The 19244-nt window shown below is 59.9% G+C and carries 13 protein-coding genes and 2 pseudogenes; 3 read left to right on the top strand and 12 right to left on the bottom strand.

The window, feature by feature from the left end:
* Nucleotides 1–81 precede the first annotated feature (81 nt).
* The 9 genes and pseudogenes from HQ912_RS04990 to HQ912_RS04950 form a co-directional block, all read right to left on the bottom strand.
* Nucleotides 82–693, bottom strand: coding sequence for a response regulator transcription factor (locus HQ912_RS04990; protein ID WP_218938993.1), 612 nt, complete (start codon nucleotides 691–693; stop codon nucleotides 82–84).
* A gap of 23 nt (nucleotides 694–716) precedes the next feature.
* Nucleotides 717–3890, bottom strand: a complete 3174-nt coding sequence (locus HQ912_RS04985) for a sensor histidine kinase (protein ID WP_260990063.1) — start codon at nucleotides 3888–3890, stop codon at nucleotides 717–719.
* Complete coding sequence (locus tag HQ912_RS04980; protein ID WP_173406534.1) at nucleotides 3856–4638, bottom strand: alpha/beta hydrolase; 783 nt, start codon at nucleotides 4636–4638, stop codon at nucleotides 3856–3858. The genes HQ912_RS04985 and HQ912_RS04980 overlap by 35 nt, the downstream gene beginning before the upstream one ends.
* An 11-nt stretch (nucleotides 4639–4649) precedes the next feature.
* A pseudogene (locus HQ912_RS04975) lies at nucleotides 4650–4754 on the bottom strand (LysR family transcriptional regulator); the annotation flags it as partial.
* A gap of 24 nt (nucleotides 4755–4778) precedes the next feature.
* A complete protein-coding gene (locus tag HQ912_RS04970; RefSeq protein ID WP_173406533.1) occupies nucleotides 4779–6377 on the bottom strand; it encodes an MFS transporter in 1599 nt (532 codons plus the stop codon).
* A gap of 2 nt (nucleotides 6378–6379) precedes the next feature.
* On the bottom strand, nucleotides 6380–8218 hold the full coding sequence (locus HQ912_RS04965) for an amidohydrolase (protein ID WP_047230233.1): 1839 nt from the start codon (nucleotides 8216–8218) through the stop codon (nucleotides 6380–6382).
* A 272-nt stretch (nucleotides 8219–8490) separates the two neighbouring features.
* Entirely contained in the window at nucleotides 8491–9177 is a 687-nt protein-coding gene (locus HQ912_RS04960) for a hydrolase (protein ID WP_047230248.1), read from the bottom strand.
* Between the two features lie 400 nt (nucleotides 9178–9577).
* On the bottom strand, nucleotides 9578–10606 hold the full coding sequence (locus HQ912_RS04955; protein WP_173406532.1) for a homoserine dehydrogenase: 1029 nt from the start codon (nucleotides 10604–10606) through the stop codon (nucleotides 9578–9580).
* A gap of 117 nt (nucleotides 10607–10723) precedes the next feature.
* Nucleotides 10724–11314: a hypothetical protein gene (locus tag HQ912_RS04950; RefSeq protein WP_107321829.1), complete on the bottom strand. Its 591-nt coding sequence runs from the start codon at nucleotides 11312–11314 to the stop codon at nucleotides 10724–10726.
* Between the two features lie 362 nt (nucleotides 11315–11676).
* Here HQ912_RS04950 and katG point away from each other — a divergent pair, with 362 nt between their 5' ends.
* The 3 genes and pseudogenes from katG to HQ912_RS28045 all read left to right on the top strand — a co-directional run bounded on the left by katG (nucleotide 11677) and on the right by HQ912_RS28045 (nucleotide 16227).
* Entirely contained in the window at nucleotides 11677–13941 is a 2265-nt protein-coding gene (gene katG, locus HQ912_RS04945; protein ID WP_173406531.1) for a catalase/peroxidase HPI, read from the top strand.
* 363 nt (nucleotides 13942–14304) lie between these two features.
* Nucleotides 14305–15321: pseudogene (locus tag HQ912_RS28050) on the top strand (methyl-accepting chemotaxis protein); the annotation flags it as partial.
* Nucleotides 15322–15363: 42 nt separating this feature from the next.
* A complete protein-coding gene (locus tag HQ912_RS28045; RefSeq protein WP_409936843.1) occupies nucleotides 15364–16227 on the top strand; it encodes a methyl-accepting chemotaxis protein in 864 nt (287 codons plus the stop codon).
* A gap of 150 nt (nucleotides 16228–16377) precedes the next feature.
* Here HQ912_RS28045 and HQ912_RS04935 read toward each other — a convergent pair whose 3' ends face one another.
* The 3 genes from HQ912_RS04935 to HQ912_RS04925 all read right to left on the bottom strand — a co-directional run bounded on the left by HQ912_RS04935 (nucleotide 16378) and on the right by HQ912_RS04925 (nucleotide 19217).
* A complete protein-coding gene (locus HQ912_RS04935; RefSeq protein ID WP_047230238.1) occupies nucleotides 16378–16746 on the bottom strand; it encodes a glyoxalase superfamily protein in 369 nt (122 codons plus the stop codon).
* A 136-nt stretch (nucleotides 16747–16882) separates the two neighbouring features.
* Nucleotides 16883–18355: an N-acyl-D-amino-acid deacylase family protein gene (locus HQ912_RS04930; protein ID WP_173406529.1), complete on the bottom strand. Its 1473-nt coding sequence runs from the start codon at nucleotides 18353–18355 to the stop codon at nucleotides 16883–16885.
* Nucleotide 18356: 1 nt separating this feature from the next.
* A complete protein-coding gene (locus tag HQ912_RS04925) occupies nucleotides 18357–19217 on the bottom strand; it encodes a MurR/RpiR family transcriptional regulator (protein WP_047230240.1) in 861 nt (286 codons plus the stop codon).
* Nucleotides 19218–19244: the final 27 nt, after the last annotated feature.

Genomic DNA, 19244 nt, shown 5'->3' with positions numbered 1-19244 from the left:
TCCATGGCACCATGCTACGCCGTGCTCTGATCGCACATAAGACAACAATGGGGGGCGCGCGCGCCCCTCAAAAGTGGGGTATTACACAGTGATGATGCCGCGCTGAATGCCGAGAGTGACCGCATGGGTGCGATTGCTGGCACCCAACTTGTCCATGATATTTCTTAAATGCCCCTTGATGGTGTCTTCCGTGATCATGAGTTCCGCGGCGATTTGCTTGTTGGGTTTGCCCATAGCCACACATTGCAGAACTTGGATTTCACGAGCGGTCAGGCAGTCGTGGCTTAGGTGATCAGCCAGTTCAACAGCTATCTCTGCCGGGAAATGGTTGTTGCCTGCAGCAATAGAGCGGATGGCATCCAGCAACTCCTTGCGTAGACTACTTTTCAATAAGTAGCCGATAGCTCCCGCCTTGATCGCATGTAATGCCCGTACATCACCCCGATAGGTGGTCAGAATGGCAATGCGTGCGCAAGGAAACTCGGCGCGAATGGCATGAATCGCCTCGATGCCATCCATCTCGGGCATTTGTAGATCCATCAGGGTGACGTCCGGGCGCAGCAAGCGAAATAGCTGAAGCGCTTCGTGCCCATTGGTCGCCTCTCCGACCAGCGCTATGTCTGATTGGGCTTCAAGGACGGCGGCTATACCCTCGCGCAGCAGAGGGTGGTCATCGACGACCAGCACGCGTATCTGTTCATTCTCTGGGTGCACACTCAGGGCCTCAATTGGGTCAATACACGTAGCCACTGGCTAAGACGTCGCGGGATACGTCGATAGGCCATTACCGCGGGTACAGTCAGTTGAATTTCAGTGCCGCTGTGGGCTCCTCTTTGAATAGACAGCCGCCCGCCTATTTTTTCGGCCCGCTCCAGCATGCCGTGTAAGCCCCAGTGATTGGGGCGGATATTGGGCGGCAGATACTGTGGGTTGATGCCGCTACCATTATCGCCAACGCTCAGCTGAAATGCGTGTTTGGTGTAGACGATCTGGATTTCCACATTCTGCGCATTGGCATGTCGAAAGGCGTTCATGATCGCTTCACAGCCTATCCGGTAGCTTTCTTCACCGACTATAGGGTGCAGCGGCAGTGGCGTGCCGTGGCTGCTCAGGGTAAAGCGCGTACTGCCTTCTAGCTGCAGCTCACTCGTGACAGCGGCAAATGCATCGATCAGGTTCAGAGCCGGCTCGTTCAGATCACGCAGATTATTCACCCGCTCTCGTGCCTCCACCAAAACCTGATCTGCGCGGTCTAGCGCTCTCTCCATTCTGCCTCGAGCCGGATGAGTACTGGGTATTTGCTCAGTGGCGGCTTGGAAACTCAACATAAGGCCCTGCACACCCTGGAGTAGGGTGTCATGCAGTTCACGGGCGATTCGCTCGCGCTCGGCGTGTCGCTCCTCGAGGCGGTCCCGCAGATTCTGGGCCGAACGGCGAATATTGAAGCGATGCAGCATCCACAAAACGCTTACCACTGCTAGACCGCTCAATACGATAAACAGTGGGGTGTGGTAGAAAACGGGTCGAATACTGAAGCTCAGCACGGCCTCTTCGGTGCTCAGTAGCCCATCCTGATTGGAGGCTAATACGCGGAACCTATAATCTCCGGGGCCGAGCCCCGTATAGATGGCGCTACGTTTTGAACCCGCCTGCTGCCAGTCTGTGTCGAATCCCTCCAACAAATAGCGAAAGTGCAAGCCTTGCATGCCTGAGAGGCTGAGCGCTGTGTAAGAAATTTCGATGCTTCTTGGCTCTGCTCCCAGCCGTGACAACTCACTGGGTGGGGGTTCCTTACCATCGACATTGAATGATTGGATAACTACCTTGGGGGCGGCTTTACTCTGCACGTAGCGAGTTGGATCGATCCAGGTCACGCCCTTACTGGTGCTAAACCATAGACGTCCATCCGTACTACGCACTGCAGTGGGTAATGGGAGTACTTGGTGGGGGTCGTTGGCCAGGCCACCAATCACCTCATAGCTGCGGTAACCTATCTGGTATAGCGGGTCAGCGATGGCGCGCTTTAATTCACGAGCGGTCAACTGATAGACCCCGGCTTTGCCGTGGAGCCAGAGATCATAGCTACCGTCACCTTCAGGTTCTCTGGGAGGTACGGCTAGAATCGCGTAGATATTGTCGAACAGTCCATTGTCCGGTAGGTGAAGGCTGTGGAAGCGCTCACCATCGAAGAAGGCCACTCCACGCTGGCCACCAACCCAGGTGAGATGGCCCTGATGTAGCATCGCGGTGACATGACCAACCTTTAAGCCTTCGTCCGCCCCCCAGTGTCGTTGTACCTTGCCGTCGTGAGTCACAATCAGGTTATTGCGGTAGCCGAACCAGAGCCTGCCAAGAGGATCAGTGGTAGCGCTGACAGGCATTAACTGGCTTGGATCAGCATTAGGCGGGGCAACGATTGACCAACGTCCGTCTCGAAGAACAAACAACCCTTTGCGGTTGATCGAAACCCACAGGTCGCCCGCCTGATCGAGAGTCATCGCGCGTACGGCTGAGTCAAGCGCATCCTGAGTTGGTAATGAGGCAACTCGCTCGATTTTGTCTCCTTGCGCACGCCAGATACCATTGCTGCCAGCCATCCAGATATCACCGTTAGCATCACCAAAGGCATTACTAATCGGTGCCGGTATATCCAGAGTGGTCAGCCCCGTACTGCTCAGGCGCATTGCAGGTAGGTTGCTGGTACCTGCCCAGACACTGCCTGCCGCACCGGCAACCAATGCGAAATTCTGGGCGTTGTGTGGAAATGCGGCCGAGACCATAGCACTTGGCCGAAAACGGTCTAGTCCGGCGCTAGTGCCCACCCAAATATTGCCGTCGACATCTTCGAGTATTGGAAGAACGTTATCTGCACTCAAGCCATCCTTGGCCATAAACGCTTCTTGGTGATCGAAGGCGTCAGTTATCGATAGCGCGTTGAGGCTGGCAGAGGCTGGCACATAGCGAACGCCCTTACCGCTGGTACCCACCCATATCGCCCCGGCGCTGTCGAATAACAAACCATTAGCACCGTCGATTACGGTCACCTGGGTCGCCGCATCGCCTTCGCTTGGCACGATTCGGCGCAGCGAACCGCCATATCGTTCGGCCATCCAGATGGCCCCATCTGGAGCCTGAGCCATTTGACTCACCCAACCCACCGCAATGCCTGCATCGACAAACGCTCGGGCACCCGACGGCAGGTAGAACAGGCGATCTTCATTGGCTGCCCATAGCGTCCCATCGCGGTCGAGGAGTACCGCGCGAGCATGTCGTCCCGGAAAGTTCCAGTCGGTACCGATACGTTGCCAGGCGTTACCGTCAAACCGTGCCAAGCCATCATTTGCGGCGATCCAGACTGCGCCACTGTGATCCTTGGCGATGCTATAGACCACTCCGCCAGGCAACCCAGCGCTGACTGGGTAAGTGGTTATGCCCGTGTCGGTGATCAGGCTTATGCCCCCAGTACGGAGACCGGCCCACAGGCCCTCATCCTCCGCCTTGAGTACGGAAATGATGCCAAGCGGGTTACCGTCTGGCGGGGTATAGCGCGCGAAGTCCAGACCATCAAAGCGATAGAGCGAATCGTTGGTTCCGAGCCAGAGATAACCGTCTCGGGTCTGGGCCAAAGCCCCTACCTGGCTAGGTCCCTCATCAGCGACGGTCCAACGGTGGTGCTCCAGCGTGTCCAGTAAGTAGTCGGAGGCCGTTGCCGTCGTACTGAACCATGGCAGGCAAACCAACAGCATATGGATTGCCAACGCCGTGCATGTGCGCCAGCGATTTCCTGGGGTGAACATCTGCTGTTTGGTTGGGTAAGATCCCAATACGCTAATCACCGCGCGAACCTGAAAAAAATCAAAAACGACCCAGCTGAGTTTGCGCCCATTCAATTGTGTAGTCAGCTACTTGCTCCCAACCTGGTTCGGTGATGAGCCAATGGCTGAACCCGGCAAAGCACTTGAGCGAGGTGCTGGCCGCAGAGCGGTTGTAGTGCCGATAGTTCGACGTCACCACGCATGGCCGTACGCTGTGATCGTTCTCGGCGGCGATCAACAGCAGCGGTGCTCTGCGGTCATTGGCAAAATCGACATAGGTGCCAATACCGAAAGCCGCTTCAAAGAAAATCCGCCCCGGTGCTGGCACGATATGGTTTGCATATAGCAGCGCAATATCCTGGATCGCCATAGCCTGGGTAAATTGTTGGGTAAATTCTGGTAGCGGAAAATACATGACTCGCTTCCAACTGCCCCAAGCCATGCGCATGGGTATCGCCCTGGAGAGAACGCTCAAGCGCGGTATTACCCCGCGCGGGGGTATCGCTGCAATCGCAATGCCGGCACAGCCAAGACCACGATCCAACAGCATCTGAACGAGCAGACCACCCAGCGAGTGGCCAATCAGCAAGGGCGGCTGAGGCATGCGCCGAATCAGCGCTGCATAGTGCTCAATAATTTGTCTGATCCCAAGCCGTGGGAAATCGGTATGTGGCGCGCTGCGCAGCCTCTCTGGCGGCCCCTCCGATAAGGGCCAAGGTGGCGCAATACAGGTGTAGCCGCATGCCCGATAGCGACTGGAGAAATTATCCCAGGCGGCGGCAGACAGCCATTCGCCATGTATGAATAGCACGGTTGTATTCATCCCTGATCCCATAACAAGCGTTTTTCCGAGGCGCGAGTGAGATTGCGCTCGTGCATCAACGCCTCAATAAGAATCAGCAGATTGAGATCCACCTTGCGCATGTCACTGCGGCTCATGCGTTGACTCCTTTGTGAATGCGCTCAGGTGTGGGACTTAGTGGGGGTCAGGTAGTGATGAATGCGTATGGCGACCCCGACCGCTTGGAACTGGCGAGCCGCAGCCTCGATGCGTTGTTCGGCACGGGTTACCCGGCCGTGGTGGCGCAGATGTTCAAGCCAGGACTCATCAAAGAAAAACTCCAGCCAACGTTGCGGATGCTCACTGTCCTGGACCAGCCCCCAGGAAAAGGCACCATTGCGCATTCGCATGCTGCGTACATCCTGCATGGCAAGGCGAAACTGTTCTGCCTGCGACGGGTCGACTTGATACTCAAGGGTGATCATCACTGGACCGCGTTCCTGGTCCTGGTCATCGGCAAGGATCGGTGCAGGCCAGTGCAGGGACGGGGCCAGGTCTTCGGTCTCGGTGACCGGCAAATGGAAGTGCAGGGTCAGTACGATGCCCACCAGCAGAACCCCGCCTGCGATCAGCAGGGTGAGGCTGATCGACAGGTGGCTGGCGACGAAGCCCCACAGCGCGCCGCCGGCCGCCATGCTGCCGAAGAACACCAGGATGTATACCGACAGTGCCCGCGCCCGCACCCAGTTGGGTACGGAAGTCTGTGCTGCCATTTGCAGGCTCGACAACACGGCGATCCAGGCCGCGCCACTGATCATCATCACCGGTATCAGCCAGTACAGGTTGCGCACCCCGGCCAGCGCGGCAAGCACCAGGGCGTAGAGCAGGCTGGAGCCGGCCACCAAGTGATCGGGGTTCACCGCATCACGGATGCGCGGCAGTAAAGTAGCGCCGAGCACTGCACCGACGCCGACACTGCCGAGCAGCAGACCGAAATCGCTGGCGCTGCCGTTCAGTTCAGCGCGTACGATCAGCGGCAGCAGCGACATGCCAGCACTGGCACCGACGAAGAACGCCGCCGACCGCACCAGCACCGCTTGCAACGGCTGGGAGCTGCGGCTGTAGCGCCAGCCTGCGCGCATGGCACCGAGCAGCCGTTCCGCCGGGAACAACGCAGGTGTCTGCTCGCGCTTCCAGGTATACAGCACCGCCATCACCGCGAGGAACGATACGGCGTTCAGCGCGAAGGTGGCCCAGGGGCCGGTGAGGCTGACCAGTACCCCGGCAATCGCCGGTCCGATGGCCCGGGCGACGTTGATGCCAAGGCTGGACAGGGCGATGGCCGAACCGAGGTCGCGCTTGTCGACCAGTTCGGGCGTCAAAGCTGACCAGGCCGGCATCATCAGTGCAGTCCCCACGCCCATGCTCAGGGTCAGGAGGAGCAGCAGCGCGACGGTCATCATGCCGTTTAGCGTGAGCAGAGCCAGGAGCATCGCCACCGCGGCCATCCACACTTGCACCATAAGCAGGTAGCGACGCTTGTCGACGATGTCGGCCATGGCTCCCGCTGGAAGAGCAAGAAAGAACATCGGCGCGGAGCCTGCAACCTGCACCAAGGCAACGTGCATGGGGCTGGCTGAAAGCGTCGTCATCAACCAGCCGGCCCCTACTTCGTGCATCCAAGTGCCGATATTGGAGGCAATGCTGGCCAGCCATAGCCAGCGGAAAGTGCTATGGCGCAGCGCGCTCCAGGGGGAGCGCTTTTCGATAGTCGTGTCCATGTTCAGAAAGCGAAGCAGGAGCAGCCGAAGGCACCCCAGAAACCTTGGTAGTTACTGACGGGTACGGATGACCGACGCACCTTGTCATGGCTATGCGCATGCACCGCGCAGGGGCCTGAGCATTGATGCACCTGAGTCAGTAGCGGTGAAGCGGGACGCCAGTGGCCGGGGACCTTGGCAACCGGTGACCAGTCCGGCATGACCGGCAGGCTCGGCGGCGACAGCTGGTCGAATTCCGCGGCGCCGTAGACCACTTTGCCATCGACGACGGTCAGCACCGACTCGATCCACTTGATCGCCTCTTCCTCGACACTGAAGAAGTCCGCCGACAGGGCCGTGAGGTCAGCCAGTTGCCCGACCTTGATCTGGCCCTTCTTGCCTTGCTCTGACGAAAACCAGGCACTGCCATGGGTAAAGAGCTGCAGGGCGGTGTCACGCGAAAGACCGTTGGGGTACAGCTCCAGCCCTCCAACGGTTCGGCCGCTGACCAGCCAATAAAGCGAGGTCCAGGGGTTGTAGCTGGAGACGCGAGTTGCATCAGTCCCTGCCCCAACTGGTACGCCTTCAGCCAGCATGCGTTGAATTGGCGGGGTCTGTTCAGCGGCCTTGCTGCCGTAGCGGTCGACGAAATACTCGCCTTGGAAGGCCATGCGGTCCTGAATGGCAATGCCACCGCCAAGGGCGCGTACCCGCTCGATGTTCTTCGGACTGATGGTTTCAGCATGATCGAAGAACCATGGCAGGCCATTGAACGGAATGTCGCGATTGACTCGCTCGAACACATCGAGCATTCGCGAAATGGATTCGTCGTAGGTCGCGTGCAGCCGGAACGGCCAGCGCTGCTCGACCAAGTGACGGACCACGGGTTCCAGGTCCTGCTCCATAGTCGGCGCAAGGTCTGGCCGAGGTTCGAGGAAGTCTTCGAAGTCTGCGGCAGAGAACACCAGCATTTCACCGGCACCGTTGTGCCGGAAGAAGTTATCGCCATCGCCAGGCTTGACCATGGCGCTCCAGTTCTTGAAGTCGGTCAGCTCTTCCTTGGGTTTCTGGGTGAACAGGTTGTAGGCGATGCGCACGCTCAACTGGTTGTGCTTGGCCAGCTCGCGGACCACTTCATAGTCGTCCGGATAGTTCTGAAAACCACCACCAGCATCGATGGCACTGGTCACGCCAAGGCGGTTGAGTTCGCGCATAAACTGGCGTGTCGAGTTGACCTGGTATTCCAGCGGCAGCTTTGGCCCCTTGGCCAGGGTCGAATAGAGAATCATCGCGTTGGGTTTGGCTACCAGCATGCCGGTGGGTTCGCCATTGCTGTCGCGGACAATCTCTCCGCCCGGCGGATTAGGCGTATCGCGGGTATAGCCGACAACGCGCAGTGCCGCCCGATTCAGGAGGGCGCGGTCATAAAGGTGCAGAACGAATACCGGCGTATCTGGTGCGGCCTTGTTCAATTCGTCCAGGGTAGGCAGGCGACGCTCGGCAAACTGGAATTCATTCCAGCCCCCCACGACCCGAACCCATTGCGGAGCAGGCGTGCGATCAGCCTGATCCTTGAGCATCCGCAACGCGTCAGCGAGAGATGGAACACCCTCCCAGCGCAGTTCCAGGTTGTAATTCAGGCCACCACGGATCAGGTGCAGGTGCGAGTCATTGAGACCTGGGATCACCGTACGCTTTTGCAAGTCGACAACCTGGGTCGCATCTCCGCGGACCGCCATGGCCTCTGCGTCGCTGCCCACGGCAATGAACTTTCCGTCCTTAATGGCCACAGCTGTTGCTTGCGGCTTTTCACGATCCACGGTGTGCAGACGGCCGTTGTAAAGAATCAGATCGGCTTCCATGGAACCTCCCGCAGGGTTGGCGAAAGAGCTGCCGGCGGAGCCGGCAAAAGGCAGGGCAGACCAGAGTGCTCCCGCGGCTCCGAGAACGGAGCTGGTAGCGAGAAACCGGCGACGGCCTTTGTCTGACAGATCTTCACTCATGATCATTCCTCGTGGCGTTGTGGGTTGAGCCAGGCGCCTGGCGATCACTCGAATCCAGCCAGCTCCGTTACGGCGGGTAGACCCGAACTGATTTGAAGTCGGGTCGACCTATAGTGCCGACCCGACAAAGGTCAGATCTTCGCCGCAACAGGCTCCAGCGTCGGCCCGTGTGTTACCCGCTCAGGAGCCTTGTGCACCATGGTGTAGGCGTAGTCGACGCCCATGCCATACGCGCCAGAGTGCTCTTTGACCAATGCCATAACGGCGTCGTAGGTATCGCGGTTCTTCCAGTCACGCTGCCACTCCAGCAGAACTTGCTGCCAGGTCACTGGGACAACTCCAGCCTGAATCATGCGTTGCATGGAGTAATCGTGCGCAGCTTGGCTGGTACCGCCAGAGGCATCGGCCACCATATAAATTTCATAGCCGGCATCATGCATCGCGGACAGTGCGAAAGTCGTATTGCAGACTTCGGTCCACAAGCCAGAGACGATCACCTTGTTACGGCCATTCTTTTTCAGCGCATCGCGTACTTTCTGGTCGTCCCAGGAGTTCATCGAGGTACGCTCAAGGATCGGTGCCTCAGGAAAAACGGCCAGTAATTCCGGATAGGTATGACCCGAAAAGCTTTCTGTTTCGACCGTGGTGATGATGGTTGGAATAGAGAAAATCTTCGCGGCCTTGGCCAGGCCCACGGTGTTGTTCTTCAATGTCTGCCGATCAATGCTTTGTACCCCAAATGCCATTTGCGGCTGTTGATCGATGAAGATCACTTGGCAATTGCTTGGTGTCAGCACTTCGAGTTTTGGATTGGTCATTTCAATCACCTGGTGTGTTCGCGCGTGAATGCTGATGATCGCCATGGCGTAAACGCAGTGCTGCAGTCATGGCGATGTCGTAGATAGGCCAATTTTTAGTAGGCCCTCAGTCCCTCAATCTTGCTGAAAGCCATGGGTACTATCTCCAGAGCGGCTGCCTGCGAATTGGACAGGCTTACGGTTCTGGAACATTTATGAGGTGAATGTGTGGCTTTAGGGCCGTTGGTTTCTACAGGCCCTTCTTGACAGGGTCCATGCCTGACGTGGCCAGCCCACTCGCATGCCCCAGTAACCAGTGCTCGCATCGTGCGCCACGGACTTCGGGATGAAACTGCAGACCGAGTACGTTTGGCCTCATGAGAGAAGGCCTGATTGCGGCACAGTGGCAAGGTACGCAGGGTCAGGATGGGGGTTGCGAAAGAGATGAATACCGAGCAGTCCTGGCCATGAGGATGTGTTCGAGGTCCTTCAGCGCGGCCGCTGCGGTGGCGATCGGCTCAGCGCCACAGCCGATTGCCAGCGTCTCGCCCATTGCGTCGCTGCTGATACGGATCGCCTTGCTCTTTGCGCTGACGTGGGCGAACGGATCGGACAGCGGATAGGCCTTGATGCCGACGCTGGCGCGGATAACACCGTCTGCGCGGGTGAGGCTGGCGATCAGCTTGGGAACGAGCCCCCTCTCGCGCCACGCCTCGATGCGCTCTGCCGTGACCGACTGAATACCTTCGACCACCAGGTCGTCCATCGTCAGATCGGCACCAAGACCGAAGTTGGCCAGTAGCAGGAGCTTGCACGCGGTATCCCAGCCTTCCGTGTCGTTGCGCGGGTCAGCTTCGGCGAACCCTCCTGCCTGCGCTTCACGCAACGCCGCATCGAAGCTGAGGCCCTGTGTGCCCATGGCGTCAAGCAGGTAGTTGGTCGTGGCGTTGAGGATGCCCTCGAGGGCGAGCACCTTGCAGCCGGCCAGGCTATGGTCGAGAAGATCGAGTGTCGGCAGGGCGGCAGCGGCTGCACCACTGAGTTTGAGCATCGCCCCCGAGGCCTGCGCGAGTTCGCGCAATTGTCGCCCGCTGTGGACCAGAGCGCCCTTCGATATAACGATGCAGTCCAGACCGGCCGACAGCGCCGTACGAAGGTAGGCAAGACCCGGCTCGCCGCTGCGAAAATCGCTCGGCCCTGCCTCGATAAGAACGTCTGCGCCGCTCGCCATCACGAAATCCGGCCCTGAAAGACCCGCCTGCAGTGCATTCAACTGATGCGGGTGCAGGCCGTTCGCGTCAGCCAGGCCTGCACGTGATCCGCACACCGCGACCAGGCTAACGTCCACGCCGTAAACCTGGCGATAGCGCTCGCGTCGGGACAGGAGCAGGTCGGCTGTGGCACGTCCGACGCCGCCGAATCCGGCGATTGCAACTTTGAGCGTTTGCATGAGTTCGCTCCTTTGGCCTCTGCTTGGCATGGTAAGCCGCTCGGTTGCCGCTTGCCACAGCCAACGCTTCCCCCACAAACCCCGGCATCACCAAGCTTTTGCATCATCCGCTACAACTCAAGCATCAAGGCTCCTCACCTCATTCCCCAACCGCACCGGCGCCTCCCCAGTAATCTCGTGCAGCAGTGCGGTGACGGTCTCTCCCTCGATCGCCCCCTGCTCCTGCAAAAGGTCCGCCACCGCGCGGACGGCAAACCAGTAACGATGCACAAGGCAACTGCTACGGGCGATGGCTCGGGATTCGGCGTCGAGCAACAGGCGTGGGGGCAGCAGGCTGATCAGTTCATGCCCGCGGACGAGGTCTGCGCGGCCACTGCTTCGGAACAGCCGGTCGGATTGGCGATGTCGGTAGATCGCTTCGGCCACAGGCCCTGAAAAGCAATGGATCAGGTCGCGCTCAATAAAGTCGACCATCGATGGCAAATATTCAGCAATTCCCCGGGCGGTGAAGGCCGGGCGCAGGACGAGGTAATCGGCCTCCACTAACCCTTCGGCGTGTTGCGGGTGACCGAGCAGGTCGAACATCGGTCCCGCACGGGCTTCAGCCCGGGTGCGTACGGTGACGCGTTTTATAGGCTGGCCGTTCCACCAAAAAGCCAAGGCGTGGCCGGCTTCGTGGATGGCCGTGCTGCGAGGGCGTTCGTTCATGGTCCGGTCCTCTCCCGTAACCAAGCGCTGGCCCTATCATCTGCCTCGACCGGCAAGCCGGGTAAAAGAATCTGCCTATTAACCATTAATACTGCGGCTATTAGCGATCTGCCACAGAAGGACTAGCCTTGATTCAGCGCCAGCGTAAGCTGGCCGGATCAGACCTGATAAGAGATACGAAAGCGTTCGAAACGTACTGGGCTTGCCGTGGGCCACGATGCGGGCAATCGACGTCGATTGCCGGAAGGCCGAACGATCAATGAGCGAACTGTGAGCCCTGCATCTACGTATTGATTTTCACCTGTCGCTATAGAGCCCGCTCGGGCTGGATAGCTGGATGAATACGACCAAGGTAGCTCCTCATGGCAAACGAATCGAAATGCCCGTTCAATCATGCTGCGGGTGGTGGCACCACGAACCGTGACTGGTGGCCCAACCAGCTGAATCTGAAAATCCTGCACCAACACTCCCCGCTGTCCGACCCCATGGGCGAGGATTTCAACTACGCCGAAGCATTCAAAAGCCTGGATTTCCAGGCCCTGAAAAATGACCTGAATGCGTTGATGACCGACTCCCAGGACTGGTGGCCGGCGGACTTCGGGCACTACGGCCCGCTCTTTGTCCGTATGGCCTGGCACAGCGCCGGCACTTACCGCACCGGCGACGGGCGCGGTGGCGCAGGCTCCGGCCAACAGCGTTTTGCGCCCCTCAACAGCTGGCCGGACAACGTCAGCCTCGACAAGGCGCGCCGGCTGTTATGGCCGATCAAGCAGAAGTACGGTCGCAACATATCCTGGGCCGACCTGATCGTGCTCACCGGCAACGTCGCGCTGGAATCCATGGGCTTCAAGACCTTCGGTTTTTCCGGCGGTCGTCCCGACGTCTGGGAGCCGGACGAAGACGTCTACTGGGGTTCCGAAAACAAATGGTTGGGCGGCGACACCCGCTACGGCAAGCCGGATAAAGCCGCGATGCAAGATCCCGGCGAAGGACAACTGGTGGCCGAGCCGGGCAATGAAGAAAGCCGTACCGATCTGGGGCGCAATCTGGAGAACCCGCTGGCCGCCGTGCAGATGGGGCTGATCTACGTCAACCCGGAAGGCCCCGAGGGTCAACCGGACCCGGTCGCTGCGGGGCTGGATATCCGCGAAACCTTTGGCCGCATGGCGATGAACGATGAAGAAACCGTGGCCCTGATTGCCGGCGGCCATGCCTTTGGCAAGACCCACGGCGCAGGGCCTGCGGACAATGTCGGCGCCGAGCCTGAAGCCGCCGGCCTGGAACAACAGGGCCTGGGCTGGAAGAACGCATTCGGCACCGGCAAAGGCCCCGATACCATCACCAGTGGTCTGGAAGTGACCTGGACCACCACGCCCACCCGCTGGAGCAACAATTATCTGGAGAATCTGTTCGGGTTTGAGTGGGAGCTGACCAAGAGCCCGGCCGGTGCGCATCAGTGGACACCGAAAAACGGTGCTGGCGCGGGCATCATCCCAGACGCCCACGATCCGTCCAAGCGGCGTAATCCAACCATGCTGACCACCGACCTGGCGCTGCGCTTCGACCCGATCTACGAAAAAATCTCACGGCGCTTCCTGGAGAACCCGGACCAATTGGCCGACGCCTTCGCCCGGGCCTGGTTCAAGCTGATCCACCGCGATATGGGCCCGCTCTCGCGCTACCTCGGCCCGGAACTGCCCAACGAAGAGCTGCTCTGGCAGGACCCTATCCCGGCAGTGGACCATGCCCTGGTCAACGACAGCGACATCGCGTCCCTTAAAAGCAAACTGTTGGCCTCGGGCCTGTCGGTTTCACAACTGGTGTCCACCGCCTGGGCGGCCGCGTCCAGCTTCCGTGGCTCCGACAAGCGCGGCGGTGCCAACGGTGGCCGGCTGCGTCTGGCCCCGCAGAAAGATTGGCCGGCCAACCAGCCGGAACAATTGGCGCAGGTGCTGGCGACTCTCGAAAAAATCCGGGACGAGTTCAACGGGGCCCAGTCCGGTGGTAAAAAAATCTCCCTGGCGGACCTGATCGTGCTGGCTGGCAGCGCCGGCATTGAACAGGCGGCGAAGAATGCCGGGCTCAGCGTGACGGTGCCTTTTTCGCCGGGGCGCATGGACGCCAGCCAGGAGCAGACCGACGTCGAGTCGTTCGGCTTTCTTGAACCCATCGCCGATGGCTTTCGCAACTACCTCAAGGGCAGGTATAGCGTATCCGCCGAGGCACTGCTGATCGACAAGGCGCAACTGCTGACCCTGAGTGCACCGGAAATGACCGCACTGATCGGCGGCCTGCGCGTACTCGATACCAATGTCGGCCAAACCCGGCATGGGGTTTTCACCCAACGGCCAGGTGCGTTGACCAACGACTTCTTCGTCAACCTGCTGGACATGGGCGTGGAATGGAAACCGCTCTCAGACGACCAGCAAACGTTCGAAGCCCGCGACCGCAAGACCGGTCAGGTCAAATGGACCGGTACTCGTGTCGATCTGGTCTTCGGCTCCAACGCCCAACTACGGGCCCTGGCCGAAGTGTATGCCAGCGCAGATGCGCAGGAGCAGTTCGTCAGCGACTTCATCGCGGCGTGGGTCAAGGTGATGAACCTGGATCGGTTTGATCTGAGGTGAGGTTGTCAGGCGCAGAGAAGCCCTCAATCTGATCCAGGTTGAGGGCTTCGTTCTCTGCTCATTGCCACCCGCCTCTCATGAACTTTTCTTCACCCCACGCGTTCGCGTGATTGGGTAAAGTCCCCTCGCTCATTCAAGAAACTAAGGTTTTAGCCCGCCCTCCCGCGGGCTTTTTTTTGCCTGGAATTCAGGATAACCCTGAGGCGCGCAGCAAGTTCTCCAGCCAATGCCTGACACTCCAAAAAAATCCTTTCAGATCCAGAGTCGGCAGCCGATACAGCCCTGTTACACGTTTTAGCTGGCTCAAAAACAACAATCTTCCAGCGTACCGACGATCAAGCAGCACAACGTTCCTGGAGGAATATGATGAATAGCTGGTTTGGCAACATTAGCGTCAACATGAAACTGGGCCTGGGCTTTGGCCTGGTGCTGGTACTGACCTGCGTCCAGGCACTGACCAGTTGGACCAGCCTGGGAGGGCTGATCGACCGCAGCAACTGGATGAGCGACATCACCAAGCTCAATGCCGGCTTGACCAAGCTTCGGGTCGTGCGCCTGCAATACATGCTCACCAATGGCGACGAGACCGCCGCACAGAATGTGCAAACCACCCTCGATAGTTTCGTTGCGCAACAGAACGCGCTGCTGAGCAGCTTCAAGAGCCCGGAAAACGTCAAGCTGCTCAAGGAGCAGAGCGCGACGATCAGCGCCTATCAGGTGTCCCTGAACAAAATGCGCAACGCCTACCGCAGCGCCAACACCGCCCGCGACGCGATGACTGCCAACGCCGGGACCGCTTACCAGCTGATCGAGACGATCAATACCGACGTTCAGCAAATGCTCTCGAGCGACCAGCGCCTGGAACAGTACCAGGCCATCACCGAGGCCAAGCAGGCGTTCATGTTGGCCCGCTATGAAGTGCGCGGCTACACCGCCAACAGCAACCCCGAAAACGAACGCAAGGCCGTCGCCCAACTGGATGCCGCCCTCGCTTCGCTCCAACCGCTGAATGCGTATTTCGCCAGCACCCGGCAAGGTGAGCTGCGTCAGCTCGAAGCTGCCCTGACTCAATACCGCAGCTCCGTCCAGGCTTTCACCCAGGCCATTGCCGAGGCGGTGCAGGCCCGCAAGGAAATGACCGACCAGGGCACGACCATCGTCTCCCTGAGCGAACAGCTGTATCAGATCCAGCTCGACCGTCGCGATGCCGAAAGCGCCCAGGCCCGCACCCTGCAACTGGTCAGCACGTTGTTGGCGTTGCTGGTAGGCATCATCGCGGCGGTCATCATCACTCGCCAGATCACCCGACCGCTGCGCGAAACCCTGGCCGTGGTCGATCGCATTGCCAGTGGCGACCTCTCGCACAACCTCATCGTTACCCGTCGCGATGAGCTGGGCGTACTGCAACAGGGCATCGCACGCATGGGCGTGACCCTGCGCGATTTGATCAGCGGCATCCGTGATGGCGTGACCCAGATCGCCAGTGCTGCCGAACAATTGTCCGCAGTAACCGAGCAGACCAGCGCCGGCGTCAACAGCCAGAAAGTCGAGACCGATCAGGTGGCGACCGCCATGCACGAGATGACCGCCACGGTTCAGGAAGTTGCCCGCAACGCCGAAGAGGCATCCCAGGCAGCCGCCGCGGCAGACGGTGAAGCCCGTGCCGGCGACCAGGTGGTCAACGAAGCCATCGCCCAGATCGAGCGCCTGGCCAGTGAAGTGGAGCGCTCCACCGACGCCATGACCGTGCTGCAACAGGAAAGCGACAAGATCGGCAGTGTCATGGACGTGATCAAGGCCGTCGCCGAACAAACCAACCTGTTGGCCCTGAACGCGGCAATCGAAGCGGCGCGCGCCGGTGAAGCCGGTCGTGGCTTCGCGGTGGTTGCCGACGAAGTCCGTGGCCTGGCCCAGCGCACACAAAAGTCCACCGAGGAAATCGAAGGCCTGGTGGCCGGTCTGCAGAACGGCACCCAACAAGTGGCCGCCGTGATGAACAACAGCCGCAGCCTTACCGACAGCAGCGTAGCCCTGACCCGCAAGGCCGGTGTATCACTGGAAAACATCACCCGCACAGTGTCAAACATCCAGTCGATGAACCAGCAGATCGCCGCCGCTGCCGAAGAGCAAAGCGCCGTGGCCGAGGAGATCAGCCGCAGCATCATCAACGTACGCGACGTGTCCGAACAGACCGCCGCCGCCAGCGAAGAAACCGCAGCGTCCAGTGTTGAACTGGCCCGCTTGGGTAATCAGTTGCAGATGATGGTGAGTCACTTCCGGGTTTGATCATGGCAGGCGCCCATTTCCCGGAAGAAATGGGCGCTTTGCGCAATGTCATTACAATCAGTCAAAAAGATCCATCACCTTGGCTCTTTCGTCACATGGCGGCAGATCTAGCCCAACGCCCCTGCTCGCCCATCAATGTATCCAACCTCGTTACACACTAATCCCGTTGGTAAACACCAACCGATTGCCAAACGGATCCACCACCGTCATGTCCTGGCTACCCCACGGCATAGCCTGAATCTGAGGGCGGGCGAAGGGGTATTGCTTGGCCAGCAGTTGCGCCTGGAAAGCTTCCAGTTCATCCGTTTCGATACGCAGTGCCGAGCCCGGGGTGCAGTCGCCATGATGTTCGGACAGGTGCAGCACGCATCCGTCGCGAGAGACTTGCAGGTACAGCGGAAAATCGTCACCAAAGCGATGTTGCCAGTCGACGGTAAATCCCAGGAAGTCGACATAGAACGCCAATGCCTTGGTTTCATCGAAGATCCGCAGGATCGGGGTGGTTTTACCGAAGCTCATGGGTTGCTCCCTGGCTGAAAAGACCCAGTTTAGATGGGTTGAACTCATTGCTTCGGCTATATCACCGGCTTCTTTAATATCGCAATGCCACCACTGAGAAGCAGATCACAAGGGCATTCCATTGTGTTTCCACCTCTCAAGCGCCGGGTGACGAACTGAATCCACGGCGTAGATCCCCTTCTCGCGCCAGAAACCGCCCGTGCCTGCGCCCATTCGCCCGGCCCTCGCGGTAGCTCAAGACGCCGTTGACCCAAACCCCATCGATACCTTCGGCGGCCCGTTGCGGCTCGTTGAAATCGGCGACATCCCTGATGGTATGAGGATCGAACAACACCAGATCCGCCCAATGCCCTTCCCGAATTTCCCCACGGTCCTTCAGGCCGAAGCGCGCCGCCGACAGGCCGGTCATCTTGTGCACGGCGGTGTGCAACGCAAACAGCCCGATGTCTCGGCTGAAATGCCCCAGCACCCGCGGGAAAGCCCCCCACAAGCGCGGATGCGGAAACGGATCCTCCGGCAAACCGTCGGAGCCGACCATGGACAACGGGTGGGCGAGGATTCGTCGTACGTCGCTTTCGTCCATGCCGTAGTACACCGCGCCGGCCGGTTGCAGGCGCCGCGCGGCCTCCAGCAGCGGCACATCCCATTCGGCGGCGATGTCAGCCAGATCGCGCCCTCCCATGTGCGGATGAGGCGTCGACCAGGTGATGGTGATGCGATGGGCATCGGTCACCTGCTTGAGATCCAGGGTCGAGGAGCTGGCCGCATAGGGGTAGCAATCACAACCGACCGGATGGGTTTTCGCCGCATTCTCCAGCGCCGCGAGCACCTGCGGACTGCGCCCCCAATTACCGGCACCCGCACATTTGAGGTGGGAAATGATCACCGGGCTGCGGGCGTGACGGCCGATCTGGAACGCTTCGTCCATGGCCTCAAGCACCGGTTCGAATTCGCTGCGCAGATGGGTGGTGTAGACCGCACCGAATGCGCTCAGCTCTTGGGTCAGTTGCATGACTTCGTCGGTGGAGGCCGAAAAGGCGTTGGCGTAGGCCAGGCCTGTGGATAACCCCAGTGCGCCGGCCTCCAGGCTTTCGCGCAGTTGCTGACGCATGGCGGCGATTTCTCTCACACTGGCGGTGCGCAACAAATCATCCATGTGGTTGCTGCGCAGCGCCGTGTGCCCCACCAGCGCCGCCACGTTGACCGCCGGCGTGGCTGCTTCCACCGCCGAACGATAATCATCGAAACGCGGATAGACGAACGCTTGGGCCGTGCCGAGCAAATTCATCGGGTCCGGCGGCTCGCCCCGCAAACTCACCGGCGAAGCGCTGATACCGCAATTGCCGACAATCACCGTGGTCACGCCCTGGCTGAGTTTGGGTAGCATCTGCGGTTGGCGAATGACCACCGTGTCGTCGTGGGTGTGCACATCGATGAACCCTGGAGCCAGCACCCGGCCGGCGGCGTCTATTTCTTCGATTGCCCGGGCATCGCGCAGCTCGGCGATGCGCTCGATGCGACCGGCACGGATCGCCACGTCGGCGCTGTAACCGGGGGTGTTGCTGCCATCGATGACCCGTGCGTTGCGGATAAGCGTGTCGTACAGCATCTCAGTCTCCCAGCGGCAAGTGATCGTCGCCGCCGCGGTAATCGTCCAGGGCGAGTTTGACTCGCCGCAGACGCTCTTGATTGTCTTCGGGGTGGGCCAGCGCAAGCTCGGTGGCGAGCACATCGATGGCCAGCAGCATGCCGTAGCGCGCCGCCGTGGGCTTATAAATGAACGAGGTTTCCGCGCCTTGCAGCGGCAGCACCACATCGGCCAGCCGGGCCAGCGGCGAGTCGGCGCGGGTGATGGCCAGGATGGGCGCACCATAACTGCGCGCCAGTTCCACCGCGCCGAGCAGTTCCGGGGTGATGCCGGTGAGTGAACAGGCGATGACCAAATGCTCCTGGCTCAATGAGGTGGCGGTGATGCGCATCATCACCGGATCCCGGCAGGCGGCAATCGAGTAGCCGAAACGCACCAGCCGTACCTGCAACTCCTCGCCGCACAACGCCGACCAACCGCCGAGCCCGAACGCATGAATCATCCGCGCCTTGCCGAGCATCCGCACCGCGTCGCTGAACCGAGACTCTTCGAATGCCGACAGGTGCTGACGCAGGGTCGTCTCGATATCGCCGACGATCTGCCCATAAAACGCCGATTGCTCGGGCGCGCCGGCGGGGTCGAGAAACCGGCTGCCGACGCCACTGGCCTGGGCCAGTTGCAGGCGCAAGTCCCGCAGGTCGCGGCAGCCAACGGTACGGGCAAACCGTGACAGCGTGGCGCTGCTGACTTCGGCCCGCTGGGCCAGTTCATCCAGGCTGGCCGAGGCGGCGAACCCTACGTCGTCGAGCATCAGCCGGGCGATTCTTCCTTCGCCGGCGCTGAAGGAATCCTGACGGGAGCGAATCTGGTAAAGGATGTCCATGACGGCACCTGTGTTGGAGCGCTGCGA

The organism is Pseudomonas sp. MPDS (assembly GCF_013283895.1).
GTDB lineage: Bacteria > Pseudomonadota > Gammaproteobacteria > Pseudomonadales > Pseudomonadaceae > Aquipseudomonas > Aquipseudomonas rhizophila.
The sequence above is the reverse complement of the archived record's forward strand: the minus strand, read 5'-3'. Positions and strand labels throughout refer to the sequence as shown.